Source organism: Pseudomonas sp. AC112, from assembly GCF_979253545.1.
The window spans coordinates 5,292,303-5,309,898 of the sequence record NZ_CEEDCM010000001.1 but is presented as its reverse complement, the minus strand read 5'-3'; the positions used below and the strand labels follow the sequence as shown (position 1 = coordinate 5,309,898).

The window sequence follows — 17,596 nt, the reverse complement described above, 5'->3', positions numbered from 1 at the left end:
GATGACGCCTTGCTGGTGTTCCAAGGTTGGAGTGCCATGCAGCCACCGCGGCGGAGCCTGTGGTGGATACAAGAGAGTCGTCCCGTCAACGGGGCACGACCCAGCATCAATCGACAAGGATGTGACACCCCCATGAAGCTTGCTTCCTTAAGCGACGGCCGTCGCGGCCCGGCGCAAATCTGGAACAGCGCCCCGCAACTGGCGCAGATCCCGCCCATCGCTCCTTCATCACTGGTGCCGCCTGGCGCCCGCGTGGTGATTATTGCCCCTCATCCCGGCGACGAAGTACTGGCCTGCGGCGGCTTGCTGCAATTGCTCAGTACGCTGGAGCACCCCTTGCAACTGATCTCCATTACCGATGGCAGTGCCAGCCACCCAGGGTCTAACGTGTGGCCGGCGGCCCGCTTGAGCGTGGTGCGGCCCCAGGAAAGTGTCGAGGCCCTGCGCCGCCTGGGTATGCCGTTGCACAGTTTGAAGTGGATCCGTGGCGGTTTCTGCGACAACGCCCTCACCGCCCGCGAGCCGCAGCTGAGTCAATTTATCGCGCGCTACCTACAGCCTGGCGACGTGGTGTTCAGCACCTGGCGCAACGACGGCAATGACGACCACGACGCGGTCGGCCGGGCCAGCGCCAACGCCTGCCACCTGGTGGGCGCGCAGTTGTATGAATTGCCGATCTGGGCCTGGCACTGGCCGGCCCGCGAAGGTGCGATCATCCCCTGGCAACGGGCGCGCAAGGTGCGCCTGGACACCTGGACGGTGGCGCGCAAACTCCACGCCGCCCATGCCTATGCCAGCCAACTGGCCGGTGACCCTGAGATCGGCCTGGCACCCATGCTGGCCCAGGTGCTGCTGGAGCGGATGCGCGAGCCTTACGAGATCGTGCTGGCGTAGCACCCACTCGTCTATACCTGTTATTTCTGACAGTAGCGGCCTGCCGAATGTGTGGCTATGGTGGAAAAAGCGCTGCACGGGTTCATGTGCAGTCGAGAAAGCCATGCCAACCCTTTGCATTGGCCGGTGTTTTCAGAAAAGGGTAACCTGCTGTCCCTGATCCGTATCGCGCGACACGTTGTCATGGTCTGACCCGCGCCTGCCTGTGCAGGTGCCGGGACACCTATCCCTCGAATGAGGATGGATCATGCGCGTACGCACACTCTCCTGGTTGTACCCGGTCGTCGTGGCGGTGTTGCCGCTGGCCTCTTACGGGGCCTGCGCCATCAACAGCACCGCCGGCGATGACACTTCCACTTGCGACAGTGCCACAACGTCGGGTTTTACCGACACGGCAGGCAATAACACCCTCAATATCACCGCGACAGGCCGGGTCACCGGGAACGTGACCTTCGGAACCGGGAACGATCTGGTGGATGTGAACGGGCCGAGTGCGGGGATCGATGGGAACATCGACCAGGGTGACGGCGCGAATATATTCCGGCTCAACGTGGGGAGCATTACCGGCTCCGTCACTCAGGGAGCGGGCGCTGATGTGGTGCAGATCAGCGGCGGTCAGGCCGGTGCCATCCGCCAAGGGGCGGGTATCGACAACTTTGCCATGAGCGGAGGAGAAATCGCCTCGCTTGAACAAGGCGATGGCCTGGACGACTTTTTCATGAATGCCGGTCGGATCATCGGCGCATTCGAGGACGGTGACCGCGCCAGGATGACGGGCGGCAGCATTGGCCGCGTCGACATGAAGCTCGATAACAACATTTTTAATATGTCCGGCGGCCAAATCATCGGCAACCTGGTGACCGGCTTTGGCAACGACACCATCCTGATCTCGGGCACCTCGTATGTGGGCGGCAATATCAGCGTCAGCGGCGGCGACGATCAGGTGACCGTGTCGGGCGGCGAGGTGAACGGGCAGATACTGCTCAGTTTCGGTAATGACAAATTCAACTGGTCAGGCGGGAACCTGCATTCGTTCGTGCTGATGGGTGCAGGTGACGATAACGCCTCGCTGCAGAACCTGGTCGGCTCACAATTGGCGGCGGCGCAGCTGATTGATGGCGGCCTGGGCGTCGATACCCTGACCCTGGACAATACCAAGGCCGGGGACCCGAGCCTGTTGACCAACTGGGAAACCGTGCAGATGGACAACGGCTCCGAGCTGACCCTGGGCGGCACACTCAAGCTGGGTGACAGTGCAACCGGTACCGGCACACTGAGCCTGGACGGTACGAGCACACTATTGGCCAGCACGGGCCTGGTCGAAGCCTTTACCCCTGGCCAGTTGGTGACCGTCAACAACAGCGGCACGATCGATATGACCACGGGCAGTTCCAGCACCAGCGACACGTTGACCATCCGGGGCAATTACACTGGCAACGGCGGGCGGCTTGCGCTGCAAAGCGTGCTGGGAGGCGATGGTTCACCCAGCGACAAACTGGTGATCGACCAAGGGACATTCGGCGGCACTACGGCAATCAGCGTGACCAACCTGGGGGGCGCCGGCGCAGCGACGTTGCAGGACGGTATTCAAGTGGTGCAGGCACTCAATGGCGCCAGTGGCAGCGCCGGTTCCTTCAACCTGGCAGGCCCGGCGTCCGCCGGTGCGTTCGACTACCGCCTGTTCAAGGGCGGTGTATCGGCGAACACGACAGAGAACTACTACCTGCGCTCGACGGTGCCGGTGCAGCCTCCTGGCCCGGTGATTATCGTGCCCTTGCCCAGTCCCGGCGAGGCGCCCTTGCCCGATAACCCAGGCAACACGCCAATTCCTATCTACCGTCAGGAAGTGCCGATTTACGCGGCTATTTTTCCGGCGGCTGACCAGATCGTGCGGAACACGCTGGGCACTTATCACGAGCGCATGGGTGACCAGAGCCAGCAACAGGCTGGCGATGGACGCGCGGCTTGGGGCCGGGTCTACGGCGGTAGCAGTCGTCAGGGTTTCGCCGGAACGGTGAGCCCGACGCTGGACAGCAGCGTCATGGGTTTCCAGGTCGGTAGTGATGTTTATGTCAGCACCAACGGTAGTGGCCAGACCCAACACGCAGGCTTCTTCGTCGGCCATAGCACCCTGAAAGGCAACGTCAAAGGCTTCAACGGTGGCTGGCAGGACCTGGACGCCGGCAAGACCACCCTGCGTGGTGACAGCCTGGGTTTTTACTGGACTTTCATCGGGGCCAATCAAGCGTATGTGGACCTGGTGTTGATGGGCACTCGCTTCAATGGCAACAACGAATCGGACCGTGGCGTGAAGATGAAAACCCGCGGGCGTAATGTCACTGCCTCCGCGGAAGTCGGCTGGCCGCTGCAGGTCACTCAGAGATGGATCGTCGAGCCCCAGGTTCAAGTGATCGGGGGCAAGACCCGGCTCGACAGCCAGAACGACGGTATTTCCGACGTCAAGTATGACGCCGACACCAGTGTCACTTCCCGCCTGGGTGTAAGGCTGCGTGGTGACTACCACGTCGGTGGCCGGCCCTTGCAGCCCTATGTGCGCGCCAACGTCTGGCACGCCAGCGCGGGGGACAACCGTGTGATCTACAACGATGCCACCCGTATCGACACCGAGCAGAAATCCACCACGATGGAGGTCAGCCTGGGGGCCACCTTACAGGTTGCCAAAGACGTGAGCCTGTACGGCGAACTCGGTTACGACCGCAATCTGGACAGCAACACCTTCAACGGCCGCGCAGGCACATTGGGGGTAAGGATGGCCTTCTAGGTTTGTATCGCAGTGTGTACAGAGCCCACTGCGATACACCGTCTTTAATTGCGCGAGTTTCCTGAAACAGGCCAGATACAGCCAGGGGTTCAACTGAGCATCCAGCACACATCCCGCCGCAGGAGGCTCGCCATGCACTCTCAGTTGATTCGCCGCACTCACCCCCTTTTCCTGGCCGTTGCCCTGGCGCAATTCGGCATCCTGGGCATGGCCCACGCCGAAATGCCCGAGGCACCGACCAAGGCCGTCGTCGCCAGCACGCAAACCGCGTTCGGTGCCCTCAAGCACGTCAACGCCGGGCTGCTTGATGTGGCCTACGCCGAAGTGGGCCCGGCTACCGGCTCGGTGGTGATCCTGCTGCACGGCTGGCCCTACGACATCGACAGCTACGCCCAGGTCGCGCCATTGCTGGCGGCCAAGGGTTATCGCGTGCTGATCCCCTATGCCCGGGGTTATGGCGACACGCGATTTCTTTCGGACAAGACCCTGCGCAACGGCCAGCCGGCAGCGCTGGCCAGTGACGTGATCGACTTCATGGACGCGCTGAAGATCAAGCAAGCCGTGCTCGGCGGCTACGACTGGGGCGCTCGCTCGGCGGACATCGTCTCGGCGCTGTGGCCGGAACGGGTCAAGGCGCTGGTGTCGGTCAGCGGCTACCTGATCGGCAACCAGGCGGCGGGCAAGAACCCACTGCCGCCTAAAGCCGAACTGCAGTGGTGGTACCAGTTTTACTTCGCCACCGAGCGCGGCGCAGCGGGCTATCAGAAAAACACCCACGACTTCGCCAAGCTGATCTGGCAACTGGCGTCGCCGCAGTGGAAGTTCGATGACGCCACGTTCGACCGCAGCGCCAAAGGCCTGGAGAACCCGGACCACGTGGCGATCACCCTGTACAACTACCGCTGGCGCCTGGGCCTGGTACAAGGCGAGACGAAGTACGACCCACTGGAACAGAAACTCGCCCTGGCGCCATCCATCAGCGTGCCGACCATTACCCTGGAAGGCGACGCCAACGGCGCCCCGCACCCGCAGCCTGAGGACTACGCCAAGCGCTTTACCGGCCAATATGCGTTCCGCCTGATCACCGGTGGCGTTGGCCACAACCTGCCACAGGAAGCACCGGAGGCGTTTGCCAAGGCGGTCATTGATGCGGATCACCTGTGACCGAGTGCGTCGCCTTCGCCCAATGGGCGCCCTGATAGCGTGAAAATTGATAGGCAATCGCCAGCCAGATAAACCAGGCCGGCATCACGCACAGCGCCAGACGTGTATCCGGCCGCAACGCCAGCAGGCCCAGCACAAACGCGAGAAACGCCAGGGAGAACCAGGCCATCGGCACGCCGCCGGGCATCTTGTAGACGGATTTGGCGTGCAGGTCCGGGCGTTTCTTGCGGTAGGCGATGTAGGACGCGAGGATGGTCGACCAGGTAAAAATCACCAGGATCGCCGACACCGTCGACACGATGGTGAAGGCGGTCATCACCTCCGGCACCACAAACAGCAACACCAGCCCCAGCAGCATCAGCAAGGAGGTAAAAGCCAGGCTGATAAACGGCACGCTGTTGTTCGACAGTCGCCGGAAGATACCCGGCGCATCACCCAGGTCGGCCAACCCGAACAACATACGACTGGCAGAAAATACCCCGCTGTTGGCAGACGACGCTGCCGACGTCAGCACCACGAAATTCACGATACCCGCCGCAGCCGGAAACCCCGCCACCAGGAACAACTCGACAAACGGGCTCTTGCTCGGCGACACCTGCTGCCATGACGTCACCGCGATGATGCACGCCAGGGCGAGCACATAGAACAGGATGATGCGCAGCGGGATCGAGTTGATCGCCTTGGGCAGCGTCTTCTCCGGCGCGCGGGTTTCAGCGGCGGCCGTGCCGATCAGCTCGGTGCCGGCAAAGGAAAAGATCGCCATCTGGAACCCGGCGAAAAAGCCGAACACGCCATTGGGAAACGCCGCCTGTTTATCCAGCAAGTGGGTCAACGACGCGGTGACTCCGGTGGGCGAGACAAACGAACTGGCGATCAGCACCCCACTCACGCCAATCAAGGTCACCACGGCGATGATCTTGATGATCGCGAACCAGAACTCCACTTCGCCGAACAGCCTGACCGTCAGCACATTCAACGCGAACAGCGTCAACAACATGCCCACCGCCGGCATCCAAGCCGGCACATCGGGGAACCAGTACTGGAAAAAACCGCCAACCACCACCGCGTCTCCCACCACGGCCACGCTCCAGCTCAACCAGTACGACCAGCCGAGAAAGAACGCGGCGCGTGGCCCCAGATAAGCACCGGCAAAGTCGGCGAAGCTCTTGAAGTTGAGGTTCGACAGCAGCAGCTCGCCCATGGCGCGCATGACGAAATACACGCAGAGCCCGATGATCATGTAGATCAGGATGATCGAGGTGCCAGACAGCGCGATGATCTTGCCGGAGCCCATGAACAGGCCGGTGCCGATCGCCCCGCCCATGGCCATCAACTGGATGTGGCGGTTGCTCAGGGTGCGTTGCAACGCAGGCTTTTCATAAAACCCGGACGTGGTTGTTTTCATCACAAAACCTCTTGTTATGTTTTTGAGTTTTGGCAGAAAAAAAGTTGAGCGATCGTTGTTATTGGCGGTTGCTTTCGAACCCGTGCAGCACGTTGACGGCATTGATGCCGATCTCATCGACCATGTAGCCGCCTTCCATCACGAACAACGTGGGCACGCCGACGCTGGCGATGATGGCGCCCATGCCGAGGAAGTCCTGGCTGTCGAGAAGGAAGTGGCTGATGGGGTCGTCCTTGAAGGTGTCGACGCCCAGGGAGATCACCAGCACCTCGGGGGCGAATTGGCGCAGTTGCTGGCAGGCGTCGGTCAGGGCGGTTTGGTAGCGGGCCCAGGTGGTGTTTTTCGGCAATGGGTAATTCAGGTTGAAGCCCTCTCCTGCGCCTGCACCGCGTTCACCGCTGGCGCCGGAAAAATACGGGTAGGACACCGACGGGTCGCCGTGCAGGGAAATGAACATCACGTCCGGACGGTCGTAGAAAATAGTCTGCGTGCCGTTGCCATGGTGAAAGTCCACATCCAGCACCGCCACGCGCTTGGCGCCCTGGGTGATGGCGCGCTGCGCGGCAATCGCGGCGTTGTTGAGGTAGCAATAACCGCCCATGTACTCGCGGGCGGCGTGATGGCCTGGTGGGCGGCACAGGGCAAAGGCGCTGTCGTGGCCTTCATCGAGCAGCGCCAGGCCGGTCAACGCGATGTCGGCGCTGGTTTTGACGGCCTCCCAGGTGGTGCGGGTGATCGGTGAGCCGGCGTCCATCGCAAAGAAACCAAGCTTGCCATCGATGAATTCGGGCACCTGTTGGTTGGCCAGGTCGCGTACCGGCCACACCAGGGGCAATGCGTCATGACTGCGGCCGATGGCGGTCCACTCGGCCCAGGCCGTTTCGAGGAATGCCACGTAGCGCTCACTGTGGGCGGCGACGTAGCAGGCTCGGTCAAAACGGCGCGGCGTGATGATATCGCCCAGGCCTACCTGCCTGACGCGGTCACGCACGGTGTCGGCGCGGCTCGGTTGTTCGAACGAGGGCTTGAGCACACCGTCCTTGAGTTCGGTGCCATGGTGCAAACGGTGGGCTTCGCTGAAAACGGTCAACATGGGGGGCATCCGCCAGTAAAAGACAGGCTCTATTTTGTTCGGGCGGCGGCGGGCTTTCTTTGCTTTTATTTACGGCGCTGTTAGGTTTATCGGGAATTCTTTCCTACGCAGCCGACGATTATGAAAAATAAATCCAAACAGGTCGTTCTTGATGACACCGATCTCGCCATCCTCGCCCTGCTGCAGGCAGACGCCAGTATTTCCAATGCGCAGCTCAGTGAACGCCTGTCTCTGAGCCTCACGCCCTGTTGGCGCCGACGCAAACGCCTGGAAGAAGAAGGTGTGATCAAGGACTACCAGGCCAACCTGGACCGCAAGCTGCTCGGACTGGACATCATGGCATTCGTGCATGTGCGTTTTGCGATCCACACCGACCACGCGCCCGACGCCTTCGAGGCGGTGGTAAAAGAACTGCCGCAGGTGTTGTCGTGCCACAAGATCACCGGGGATGCCGATTATTTGCTGCAGGTGCTGGCGGAAGATCTGGACAGCTACAGCGAGTTCGTCGAGAGCGTGTTGCGGCGGCAGTTGGGGATTGCGTCGATACAGTCGAGCCTGGCGTTGCGTGAGGTGAAGGCGACGAGCCGGGTGGCGATTGCCAAGCGCGAATGATCGGTGCGGCGGCGGCCAGTGTTTGGAGGGGCTGTGGCCAAATGCCGCCATCCAGATGTGAAAAATTCGTTAACTAATGATCTCCAAAGGCTTTTTCCCACAGATTTGTTCTGGCACACTAATACGAATAATTATCAACATCTTTATTATTCGCTAGGGACGGCGTTCGGGGAGAGTCAGTTCCATGTCAGTGCAACAACACGGCGGCAAAGGTTTTTCACTCAATTTGATGGCCTTGGCCGTCTGTCTTGCAAGCTCAGCGGCGGTGTCTGCCGCTGATGCCCAGGCACCCGCCACCACGCTTGAACTGGGGGCCACGCAAATCTCCGGCGACGAGCAATTGGGCGAAACCACCGAAGGCACGCAGTCCTATACCACCGGCGCGATGAAAACGGCGACCAAGCTGCCATTGACCCTGCGTGAAACCCCGCAAGCCGTCACGGTCATTACGCGCCAGCGTATGGATGACCAGGCGATGACCAGCATCAATGATGTGGTCAAGGCCACACCTGGGTTGTTCCTGAATTTCTCCAGCGGTCCTGGTCGACAGTCCTATACATCGCGCGGTTTCGACATCGACAACCTGATGTACGACGGCATTCCCAGCGGCTACAACGGCGTTACAGTGGGCGCCCAGCCAAACCTGGCGATGTTCGATCGCGTTGAGATCGTGCGGGGTGCCACCGGTTTGGTAACCGGCGCGGGCAACCCTTCGGCGGCCATCAACCTGGTGCGCAAACGGCCACTGGACGAGCAGAAAGTCACCCTCACCGGCGCCGCCGGCAGCTGGGACGACTACCGTGGCGAACTCGACGCCTCCAGCCCCCTCAACGACAGCGGCACGTGGCGCGGTCGGGTCGTCACCTCTTACCGTGATGCCAACAGCTTCATCGACAACGCCCAGGATTATCACGGGCTGTTCTACGCCGTCACCGAAGCAGACTTGAGCGAAGACACCAACCTGACCCTCGGTTTCTCCAACCAGAAAGACAAGACCAATTACTTCTGGGGCTCGTCGATGGTCGGCCAGGATGGCCATCACCTGAACCTGCCGCGCTCCTACAACCCCGGCACCGATTGGGAAAACAAGGATCAGGAGATCAACACGGTATTCGCCGAACTGCGTCAGCAATTGGCTTATGACTGGAAACTGCAGGTCAACGCCAACTACGCCGAGCAAAACGCATTGTTCTCCGGCTCCTACCAGTCACGCTGGGTCAACAACACACTGGCACGCACGGTCTACCAGGCGGCTTACGATGAAAACCAGGCCGGTATTGACGCGTTTGCCAGCGGCCCCTTCCAGGCGTTCGGACGTACCCATGAACTGGTCGTTGGCGCCAGCCGACGCATCTACGACATGACCACCCACAACTACAGCCCCTACAACCTGAACTGGCCGCTCACGGCGGGCAAACCAGACTTCGTCCACACCACCAATGACCGTGACGTCACGACTCAGGACGGGTTCTACGTCACCACGCGCCTGAATCTGGCTGACCCTTTGAAGCTGATCCTCGGCGGGCGCCTGGACTGGTATGACTACGACGCCCACGGCAGCAATGACGGCGACTACAAGGTGACTCGCAACCTCACCCGCTACGCCGGCCTGATCTACGACCTGGACGACCATCACTCGGTCTACGTCAGCTACAGCGATATCTTCACCCCCCAGAGTGAAAAGGACACCTCCGGCACTCCGCTCAAGCCAATCGTCGGCAAGAACTATGAAGTGGGTATCAAGGGTGAATACCTGGGTGGCGCGCTGAACGCGAGCGTGGCGCTGTTCCGCGTCGACCAGGAAAACCGTGCCGTGGGCGTGACAGTGGCTAACTGCCCGCAGGCCTCCTGCTCTGTAGCCTCCGGCGAGATTCGCAGCCAGGGTATCGACTTCGAACTGCAAGGCGCCTTGACCGAGAACTGGCAGGTCGGCGGTGGCTACACTTACGCACGCACACACACCATCAAGGACGAAGCCAACCCGCAGAACGTCAACAAGCAGTTCGACACTGACACGCCGGAACACCTGTTCAAACTGACCACCAACTATCACTTCCAGGGTTCGCTGGAAAAACTCCGCGTGGGTGGCAACGTCTCCTGGCAGAGCCGCATGTACAACGACTTCAAAGTCGCAGATGGCAGCACCTACCGTCTCCAGCAAGGCGCCTACGCCGTCACCGACCTGATGGCCGGTTACCAGGTCAACCAGCACCTGGACCTACAGCTCAATGCCAATAACATCTTCGACCGCCGCTACTACCAGTCCATCTCCAACTCTGTGAGCTATGGCGGTGATTCCTACGGCAGCCCACGCAATATGATGCTGACGGCCAAGTACAGCTTCTGATTCTCCTCCCGATAAACGGCTACCCGCTTGGGTAGCCGCTCCTAAAGTCCCGCCTCTTGTTGCCGATACACGTTTGGCATCACTGAATCCCATAAAAACCAAAAAATCCCTGATTCGCTCCACCCTGCCCTCGCTTTGTCTCGGCCAGACCACATGGAGTAAGTGTGAATGCCCACTCGCGCGCGTTTTTTCGAGCACTACCGCAAAGCCGACCGCATCATGCTGGCGTTGGTCTGGCTGATGTTCCTGTTTTCCCTGGGCCTGGCGTTCTGGCACGACACCTTGATACAGGCCGTGATAGTCGGCGGTGGCACCAGCGTGGTGCTGACCGCGCTTTACCGCGCCATCGGTGGCACCCGTGTAATGCGCTGCGCGCTCGGCGCGGGCTTGATGGTCATGGCGGCATTGCATATCAACCAGGCCCAGGGCGTGATCGAATCGCACTTCGGCATCTTCGCGTTGCTGGCAGTGCTGACCTTTTACCGTGACTGGCTACCGATCCTGGTCGCCGCCGCCACCATCGCCGTGCACCACGTGGTGTTCCATGCCCTGCAACATCAAGGTTTCCCGGTGTTTGTCATGGAGCACCACGGCGGCTGGACCATGGTGTTCGTGCATGCCTTCTACGTGGTGATGGAGACCGTCGCCCTGCTCTACCTGGCTGTGCACAGCCAGGCCGAGGCGGTCGAGAGCCAGGAAATGCTTGAGAAGATGCTCGCCGTCACCTCACAGTTCACGGCACAAACCGCCCAAGGCGAAGGCAAGGTGCATGTCTCCCTGGCCAAGCGTTTCGACCACTTCCTGCAGCAGATCACCCACCTGATCGACGGCGTCGCCCGTGACTCCCACGGCCTCGGCCAACTCGGCCAGGCACTGGCCAGCGCCAGCGGCACCCTGGAAAAAGGCGCGCGCCACCAACTGGCGGAAATCACCCAGATGACCGGTTCGATGCAACGCATGGAACACGCCATGGGGCACATCGCCGTGCACGTCGAGCAAGCGGTGGATCACGCTGGCAAGGCCAGCCAACAGATCCTGCGCGGCCAGGAAAGCGTCGGCCGCGCCCAGCAGGAAATCACCCAGCTGGCGTCACGCCTCAACGGCACCCACGAGACGGTGCAAGGCCTGGCCGTGCAAACCGAACAGATCGGCACCGTGCTCGAAGTGATCAGCAGTATCGCCAACCAGACCAACTTGCTGGCCCTCAATGCCGCCATCGAAGCCGCCCGCGCCGGTGAGCAAGGCCGTGGCTTCGCCGTGGTCGCCGACGAAGTACGCAACCTGGCGCAACGCACGGCAGTGTCCACCCAAGAAATCAAAACCATCATCGAAGGCCTGCAACACGGCAGTCGCCAGGCGGTGCAAGCCATGCACGACAGCCGCCAAGGCGTCGAGCGCTGCGTGGAAGACAGCCAGGTGGCCGTCGACATGCTGCGCGCAGTGGGCAACGACATCGCCCACATCGACGACCTCAATGGCCGGATCGTGACCACCACCCGCGAGCAGACCTCGGCGAACCTGGAGATTGTCGGGCGCCTGCAGTCGGTGCAGAGCATTGCGCAAAGCACCGCCGACAACGTGGAAACCCTGGCACGCAGCAGCGAGCAATTGCCGCCGATTGCGGTGCGCCTGGATGCGTTGGGGAGGAGGTTTCATCCCTAGGCTGGGTGGGCGTCGCCCGTGCAATCACACGCCAAAGTTGAACGCGATGGAGATCCGTGGCCTTGTGCCGTCGTAACGCCGTACCGCGTGCATCAGCCAGGACGGAAACATGACGAGTGTCCCGCTGGTAGCCACGCATGTGCTGCTGAACCCGGCCGTCAGGCAATCTTCAACGCGCATTCGCAGCGACGGGTTGTAGGTCGATGCAATCATCCCGCGCGGGTCGATGAATTCCAGGTCACCGCCGACGGCTGCATCGTCCTCCCTGCCGCCAGTGTCGACCCAGTAAACACCCGACCAAAAGGCGCCGGGATGCCCATGCAGCGCGTTGCTATGTCCCGCTTCATTCACATTGACCCACGCATTGAGTTTCCACTCGAAACCGGGCTCGACGAACCCAAGGTCCGCGTGGTGAACCGCCGTCAGCTGGGTCGCGAACTCAGTCGCAAACTGCACTAACGCCAGGCAGGCTTCCCCGCCCCACTGCGAAAAATCATCGGCCGACTGCCAACCGCCGTCATTGCTGCGCTGCGCACCGAGCCTATCGGTCGCCCTCCGTGCTGCGACGATCGCCCTGAGTTCAGCGTTGAGTCGTTGCGCGTCGGGATACTGGACACTCGCCAGCGGGGTTGCGAATAGCCGCCTGATGGTTATCAACTCAGGGTCCAACCGAATATTGCTCGACTGCATGGAGGGCTCATCACGTTCTGTCAATTTCAACAAACCTTATCGAACTCAAAGCGTTAGCGATGTAAACCATTGTTAAAGTGTTAGGGAGAACTGCACAGCCCGCCGGCTGCGCACGTTTTCCGCTTGCCCGACCTGGCCCAATTCCTGCGTCTGTCATTACAACCAAGTCGCTACTGACTACGCGGACGACTCTTTTGGGCGCTGCCGCCCAGCCGCCTGCCCCGATAATCGGTCATCCCCCCAGCTATCCCGAGGCCTTCCCCCATGACGAGCCCCTCCACCGAACAGGTCAGCCCCCAAACCCTGCGCAAGGTCATCATCGCCGCCGGCATCGGCAACTTCGTCGAATGGTTTGACTTCGCCGTCTACGGTTTCCTCGCCACCACCATCGCCCAGCAATTCTTCCCCAGCGGCGATGCCAGCGCGGCGTTGCTGAAGACCTTCGCGGTGTTTGCCGTGGCCTTCGCCTTCCGGCCCCTGGGCGGTATTTTCTTCGGCATGCTTGGCGATCGCATCGGCCGCAAACGCACGCTGGCCATGACGATCCTGCTGATGGCCGGCGCTACAACCTTGATTGGCCTGTTGCCCACCTACGCCGCCATTGGGGTGGCGGCGCCGATTCTGCTGTCGCTGATCCGTTGTGCCCAGGGCTTCTCCGCCGGCGGTGAATACGCCGGGGCCTGTGCCTACCTGATGGAGCATGCGCCGAGTGACAAACGCGCCTGGTACGGCAGCTTTGTACCGGTGTCGACGTTTTCCGCCTTCGCTGCCGCCGCCGTAGTGGCGTACGCCCTTGAGGCGTCGTTATCTGCCGAAGCCATGGGCAGTTGGGGCTGGCGCCTGCCGTTCCTGATCGCCGCGCCGTTGGGCCTGGTAGGGCTTTATCTGCGCTGGAAGCTGGACGAGACGCCCGCATTCCAGGCCGTGAAGCAGGAACACACAGTCGCCCACTCGCCACTCAAGGAAACCTTGCGCAACCATGGTGCAGCGATCTGCTGCCTGGGCGCTTTTGTGTCACTCACGGCGCTGTCGTTTTATATGTTCACCACCTACTTCGCGACGTACCTGCAGGTGGCGGGAGGGTTGAATCGAGCGATGGCGTTGCTGGTGTCGCTGATCGCGCTGATTTTCGCAGCGGCGATTTGCCCGCTGGCGGGGTGGTATTCGGACCGCGTGGGGCGTCGTGTCACGGTGATGACCGCGTGCGTGCTGTTGATTGTGGTGGTGTACCCGTCGTTCCTGATGGCCAGTTCCGGATCGTTTGCGGCATCCATTGTCGGCGTGATGCTACTGGCGGTAGGCGCGGTGTTGTGCGGCGTGGTCACGGCGGCGTTGCTCTCGGAGACTTTCCCGACGCGCACGCGCTACACCGCCTCGGCGATTACCTACAACATGGCGTACACCCTCTTCGGCGGCACCGCCCCGCTGGTGGCGACCTGGTTGATCAGCACCACAGGAAGCAACCTGTCACCGGCGTTTTACCTGATCGCGGTGGCGCTGCTGGCGTTGGCTGGCGGATTGGCGCTGCCGGAGACGTCAAGGATTTCCCTGCATGACGTAGGCACGGAGCCAAAAGACGCCGAACCGTTGCTTTCGCGGCATTGACCTGTAGAGCTGTTGCGAACGCGGTGGGCCAGGCAAAAAAACGCCGCCAGTGCCACCGCCTTCGCAGCCTCGCCAGGGCTTGACAGCTCCCACAGTTGAAAATCGTCACGACTTGAATTGCGCCAGCAAGCACACCCCACCCCCCACCCACACCACCGCCCCCCCTGTAGGAGCTGGCTTGCCAGCGATGGCGGCGTATCAAGCAACAAAAACACTGGCAATCCACCCCCTTCGTTACCGCGCAGGAGCCCACAGCGCCCCCACCACCGAAGACAGGTATGATCATCAGCCACACACCGCCTGGCCCCTCGCCCATGCCCGCCTCCCAAACCCGCCCTACCCCCGCGCCATTGCTCAGCCCCGGTGAGACCGTGGTGTTGTTCGACGGCGTGTGCAAGCTGTGCAACGGTTGGGCAAGGTTCCTGATTCGGCATGACCACCAACGCCGCGTGCGGCTGGCGGCGGTGCAATCCGCCGAGGGCCAGGCGTTGTTGGCCTGGGCGGGTTTGCCCCTGGATCAGTTCGACACCCTCTTGGTCATTCGCGATCATCGCTACTGGTTGCGTTCAGACGCGGTGTTCGAAATCATCGCGCAGTTGCCCGGCGCATGGCGTGCATTGCTGCTGTTACGCGCTATCCCGCGCGCGCTGCGGGATTGGGCTTACGACCGCGTCGCGCGCAATCGCTATCGGATGTTCGGCCAGTACGACACTTGCCTGTTGCCGCATCCCGACCATGAGCAGCGTTTTTTGAAGGCACCGCAATGAATGTCTTGGTGCGCATCAACTGAATTGCCCGCGGCGTGGCGCTGCCGGGGCTGCAGGTGCGATGCTCAGCGAGGCATTTAACCCCGCGTCGCTCAATGTGGCCGGGCTGGCGCTGTGTGCAGTGGCTTGGCAGGCCCGTCAGAGAACCGCACGGCCAGGCTCAGGTTCGCCGGGTCATTGATGGCGGCCATGTATTCGTCGACGGTAATTTCACCTACGCACGGCCGAGCACCGGGTTCGGGCACGTAGCCCTGGGCCATTTTGATGGCCAGGGCCACGGCGGCGCAGCTGGGAATTTCCGGGCCTTTGTCATTCAAGGCCGTGAGTTGCACCGCCAATGACAAAGGTTGGCCGTCGGGTCCCAAGCCCTCTACGTCGATGTACATCGCGCTTTTGCCGTCGCCAAACCGTTCGAACCAGGTGCCCAGCCGGTGCAGCCGAGCAGCCCAGGGGGCAGGGTCACGCACGATCCCCAGCCGTATCGCCTGGGCCAGAAAGCAGTTGGCGATACCTCCCAGTTTGAGCCCGGCTCCCGCCTTGAAGCGCAAGGTGTGGGCACCATAACGGTTGGCGAAGATATCCATGTCCGGCACGTCCACATTGGCCAGCACCCGCGTGCCGAGCTGGGGCAGCTTGCGCAGTGTCAGGTCCTGCCAGCCCAGCACTTCATGCACCTGGCCATTCCTGAGCTGCTTGATCGGTTTGCCTGCATAGGCAAGCACACCTTCGATCGTCGACAGCCCCGGCATCTTGGCCGACGAAGAAATACCATGCTCGATGGCGTCGATGCGCGAAAAGCGAGCCCGGTATTGATCGATGATGGCAGACGAAAGCGTCGGCACTGAACTGCAGCCACTGAGGATGGCCACACCCACCTGCTTGGCTTGCACATCCAGCACGCCGACGCCATTGACGAAGGTGCGGCAGTCGGACAAGTCGCAGTAGTTCACGCCTGCATCGATACAGCGTTGGGCGACGGCGTAGGATTGCCCTTGAAACGGGCCACCGGTATGGATGACCAATTGGATGTTCATCGACTGCAAAACGGACGCGAATCCGGCGCCCATGGCATCGCCGCACCAGCCTTCGCACACTGTGCCGGACTGTGCGTTCAACTCATCGAGTTTACCTTGCAACTTATGCGGATTGCGGCCCGAGAGCACCAACGCAATGCCCGGCGCCTGCGCCAAATGCCGGCAAACGATGCTGCCAAAGTTGCCGTAGCCACCGATCACCATCACTCTGAATGTCATTCCATCCGTCCCTGAAAAATCGGTCGTACGCCGCTGAGACCGCCAACGATACTCGATTTCTTCAGCGCGCCCTACGCCCCTTTATGCAGCCGACCGAGCACCTCATCAAAGGCCTGTGCCCATGCCTGCGTCGCGCCGTTCTCCCTGAGCACGTCCAGCCCGGCCGCCGTATACGTCCCAGGCGTGGCAATGGCATTCCCCAGCGCTTCAAGACTGGCCAGCGGTTGGTGCCGAGCACTGGCCAGGCAGTCCTGCATATTCCCCAGCACCAGCTGCGCCGCCTGTTCATGGGGCAGGCCCTTGTCGACAAACCAGCGCTGAAGATCGTTGAGAAAGAAATAGAACCAGCCGTTCATGCAGGCCGCTACGGTCGCCAACTCGAATGCGTCCTCCTGCTCCAGCACGATCAACGAGCCCAGTACACCCAGCAGCGCTTCATGGGGCTCGCCACCCGGCGTGACCACCACAGTGGACTGGTTGATCTGGGCGGCATAGGACAGCATCGCCCGCACCGCGCGCGCCTGCGGGAAGTGGTGCTGCAACGCGTCCAGCTTCACACCGGCCACCAACGACACCAGCGTCTGCCGGGGCTTGAGGCGGACTTCCCTGGACAACTGCTCCACCACATCCGGGCGCACGCCGAGGAACAATACGTCCGCTTCATCGACGACCTGCTGATTGTCGGCCATCACGTCACACGCCCACTCCGCACGCAACTGTTGTGCACGGTCGTGGTTGCGCGCAGACAGCAGCACCCGCCCGGCAAACCCGCTGCGACGCAGGCCAATCACAACTTTTTCCGTCAGCTCACCGACGCCCAGGATTCCGATGTTCAGCACTGTAGTTGCTCCTTTGATTCTGTGTCCGACTGCATCATAAGCCTAGATAGCCCACTCGGACTCACGCGTTCACGATGGCGTTTGCCTACGTTACACTCGCGGCCCTGAACATCAGCCAAGGAGCCAGGCATGAGCACTCGCGGCACAGACCGACAAATCGACAACATCGAATTCAACGTGGGTGATATTGCCCGCAGCAAAGCCTTCTACGGTGGCGCATTCGGCTGGACATTCGTCGACTACGGCCCCACCTATACCGAATTCAGCGACGGCCGCCTGACCGGAGGTTTTACCACCGGGGAACCCGTCCGACCGGGTGGGCCATTGGTGATTGTGTATGCGGATCATCTCGATGACACGCAGCAACGGCTCAAGGCCCTGGGGGCCGTCATCACCCGCGAGACGTTTTCGTTTCCGGGTGGAAGTCGGTTCCACTTCAGGGACCTGGATGGATATGAATTGGCGGTCTGGACGGCTGAATAG

Annotated in this window: 14 protein-coding genes; 9 read left to right on the top strand and 5 right to left on the bottom strand. The window is 61.4% G+C overall.

What is annotated here, in order from left to right; genetic code table 11:
* Positions 1 to 132 precede the first annotated feature (132 nt).
* From AC0IYN_RS24670 to AC0IYN_RS24660, 3 genes are all read left to right on the top strand, one after another.
* Positions 133 to 894: a PIG-L deacetylase family protein gene (locus tag AC0IYN_RS24670; protein ID WP_406598780.1), complete on the top strand. Its 762-nt coding sequence runs from the start codon at positions 133 to 135 to the stop codon at positions 892 to 894.
* Between the two features lie 247 nt (positions 895 to 1,141).
* Entirely contained in the window at positions 1,142 to 3,676 is a 2,535-nt protein-coding gene (locus tag AC0IYN_RS24665; RefSeq protein ID WP_471843691.1) for an autotransporter family protein, read from the top strand.
* Between the two features lie 132 nt (positions 3,677 to 3,808).
* Entirely contained in the window at positions 3,809 to 4,840 is a 1,032-nt protein-coding gene (locus tag AC0IYN_RS24660) for an alpha/beta fold hydrolase (protein ID WP_471843689.1), read from the top strand.
* On the opposite strand, the gene AC0IYN_RS24655 is transcribed toward AC0IYN_RS24660, so the two are convergent.
* Entirely contained in the window at positions 4,818 to 6,245 is a 1,428-nt protein-coding gene (locus AC0IYN_RS24655; protein ID WP_471843687.1) for an amino acid permease, read from the bottom strand. The genes AC0IYN_RS24660 and AC0IYN_RS24655 overlap by 23 nt on opposite strands.
* 58 nt (positions 6,246 to 6,303) lie before the next feature.
* Positions 6,304 to 7,338 carry a histone deacetylase family protein gene (locus tag AC0IYN_RS24650; protein WP_471843685.1) on the bottom strand — a complete coding sequence of 345 codons (1,035 nt, stop codon included), beginning with the start codon at positions 7,336 to 7,338 and terminating at the stop codon, positions 6,304 to 6,306.
* Between the two features lie 120 nt (positions 7,339 to 7,458).
* Here AC0IYN_RS24650 and AC0IYN_RS24645 point away from each other — a divergent pair, with 120 nt between their 5' ends.
* From AC0IYN_RS24645 to AC0IYN_RS24635, 3 genes are all read left to right on the top strand, one after another.
* Complete coding sequence (locus AC0IYN_RS24645) at positions 7,459 to 7,950, top strand: Lrp/AsnC family transcriptional regulator (RefSeq protein WP_471843683.1); 492 nt, start codon at positions 7,459 to 7,461, stop codon at positions 7,948 to 7,950.
* Positions 7,951 to 8,134: 184 nt separating this feature from the next.
* On the top strand, positions 8,135 to 10,297 hold the full coding sequence (locus AC0IYN_RS24640) for a TonB-dependent siderophore receptor (RefSeq protein ID WP_471843681.1): 2,163 nt from the start codon (positions 8,135 to 8,137) through the stop codon (positions 10,295 to 10,297).
* A 168-nt stretch (positions 10,298 to 10,465) separates the two neighbouring features.
* Positions 10,466 to 11,959: a methyl-accepting chemotaxis protein gene (locus tag AC0IYN_RS24635; RefSeq protein WP_458375325.1), complete on the top strand. Its 1,494-nt coding sequence runs from the start codon at positions 10,466 to 10,468 to the stop codon at positions 11,957 to 11,959.
* Positions 11,960 to 11,983: 24 nt separating this feature from the next.
* Here the strand turns inward: AC0IYN_RS24635 and AC0IYN_RS24630 are convergent, their stop codons facing one another.
* Positions 11,984 to 12,649 carry a TIGR02466 family protein gene (locus AC0IYN_RS24630; RefSeq protein WP_406598787.1) on the bottom strand — a complete coding sequence of 222 codons (666 nt, stop codon included), beginning with the start codon at positions 12,647 to 12,649 and terminating at the stop codon, positions 11,984 to 11,986.
* A 264-nt stretch (positions 12,650 to 12,913) separates the two neighbouring features.
* Here AC0IYN_RS24630 and AC0IYN_RS24625 point away from each other — a divergent pair, with 264 nt between their 5' ends.
* Together AC0IYN_RS24625 and AC0IYN_RS24620 are read left to right on the top strand one after the other, a co-directional pair.
* Positions 12,914 to 14,254: an MFS transporter gene (locus AC0IYN_RS24625; RefSeq protein ID WP_406598788.1), complete on the top strand. Its 1,341-nt coding sequence runs from the start codon at positions 12,914 to 12,916 to the stop codon at positions 14,252 to 14,254.
* Between the two features lie 314 nt (positions 14,255 to 14,568).
* On the top strand, positions 14,569 to 15,021 hold the full coding sequence (locus AC0IYN_RS24620; RefSeq protein WP_406598789.1) for a thiol-disulfide oxidoreductase DCC family protein: 453 nt from the start codon (positions 14,569 to 14,571) through the stop codon (positions 15,019 to 15,021).
* 92 nt (positions 15,022 to 15,113) lie between these two features.
* Here the strand turns inward: AC0IYN_RS24620 and AC0IYN_RS24615 are convergent, their stop codons facing one another.
* Both AC0IYN_RS24615 and AC0IYN_RS24610 read right to left on the bottom strand, forming a co-directional pair.
* Positions 15,114 to 16,274 carry a saccharopine dehydrogenase family protein gene (locus tag AC0IYN_RS24615; protein WP_457247526.1) on the bottom strand — a complete coding sequence of 387 codons (1,161 nt, stop codon included), beginning with the start codon at positions 16,272 to 16,274 and terminating at the stop codon, positions 15,114 to 15,116.
* A 71-nt stretch (positions 16,275 to 16,345) separates the two neighbouring features.
* A complete protein-coding gene (locus AC0IYN_RS24610) occupies positions 16,346 to 17,113 on the bottom strand; it encodes a pyrroline-5-carboxylate reductase family protein (RefSeq protein ID WP_457247525.1) in 768 nt (255 codons plus the stop codon).
* A 129-nt stretch (positions 17,114 to 17,242) separates the two neighbouring features.
* On the opposite strand from AC0IYN_RS24610, the gene AC0IYN_RS24605 reads away from it, so the two are divergent.
* On the top strand, positions 17,243 to 17,596 hold the full coding sequence (locus tag AC0IYN_RS24605) for a VOC family protein (protein WP_457238245.1): 354 nt from the start codon (positions 17,243 to 17,245) through the stop codon (positions 17,594 to 17,596).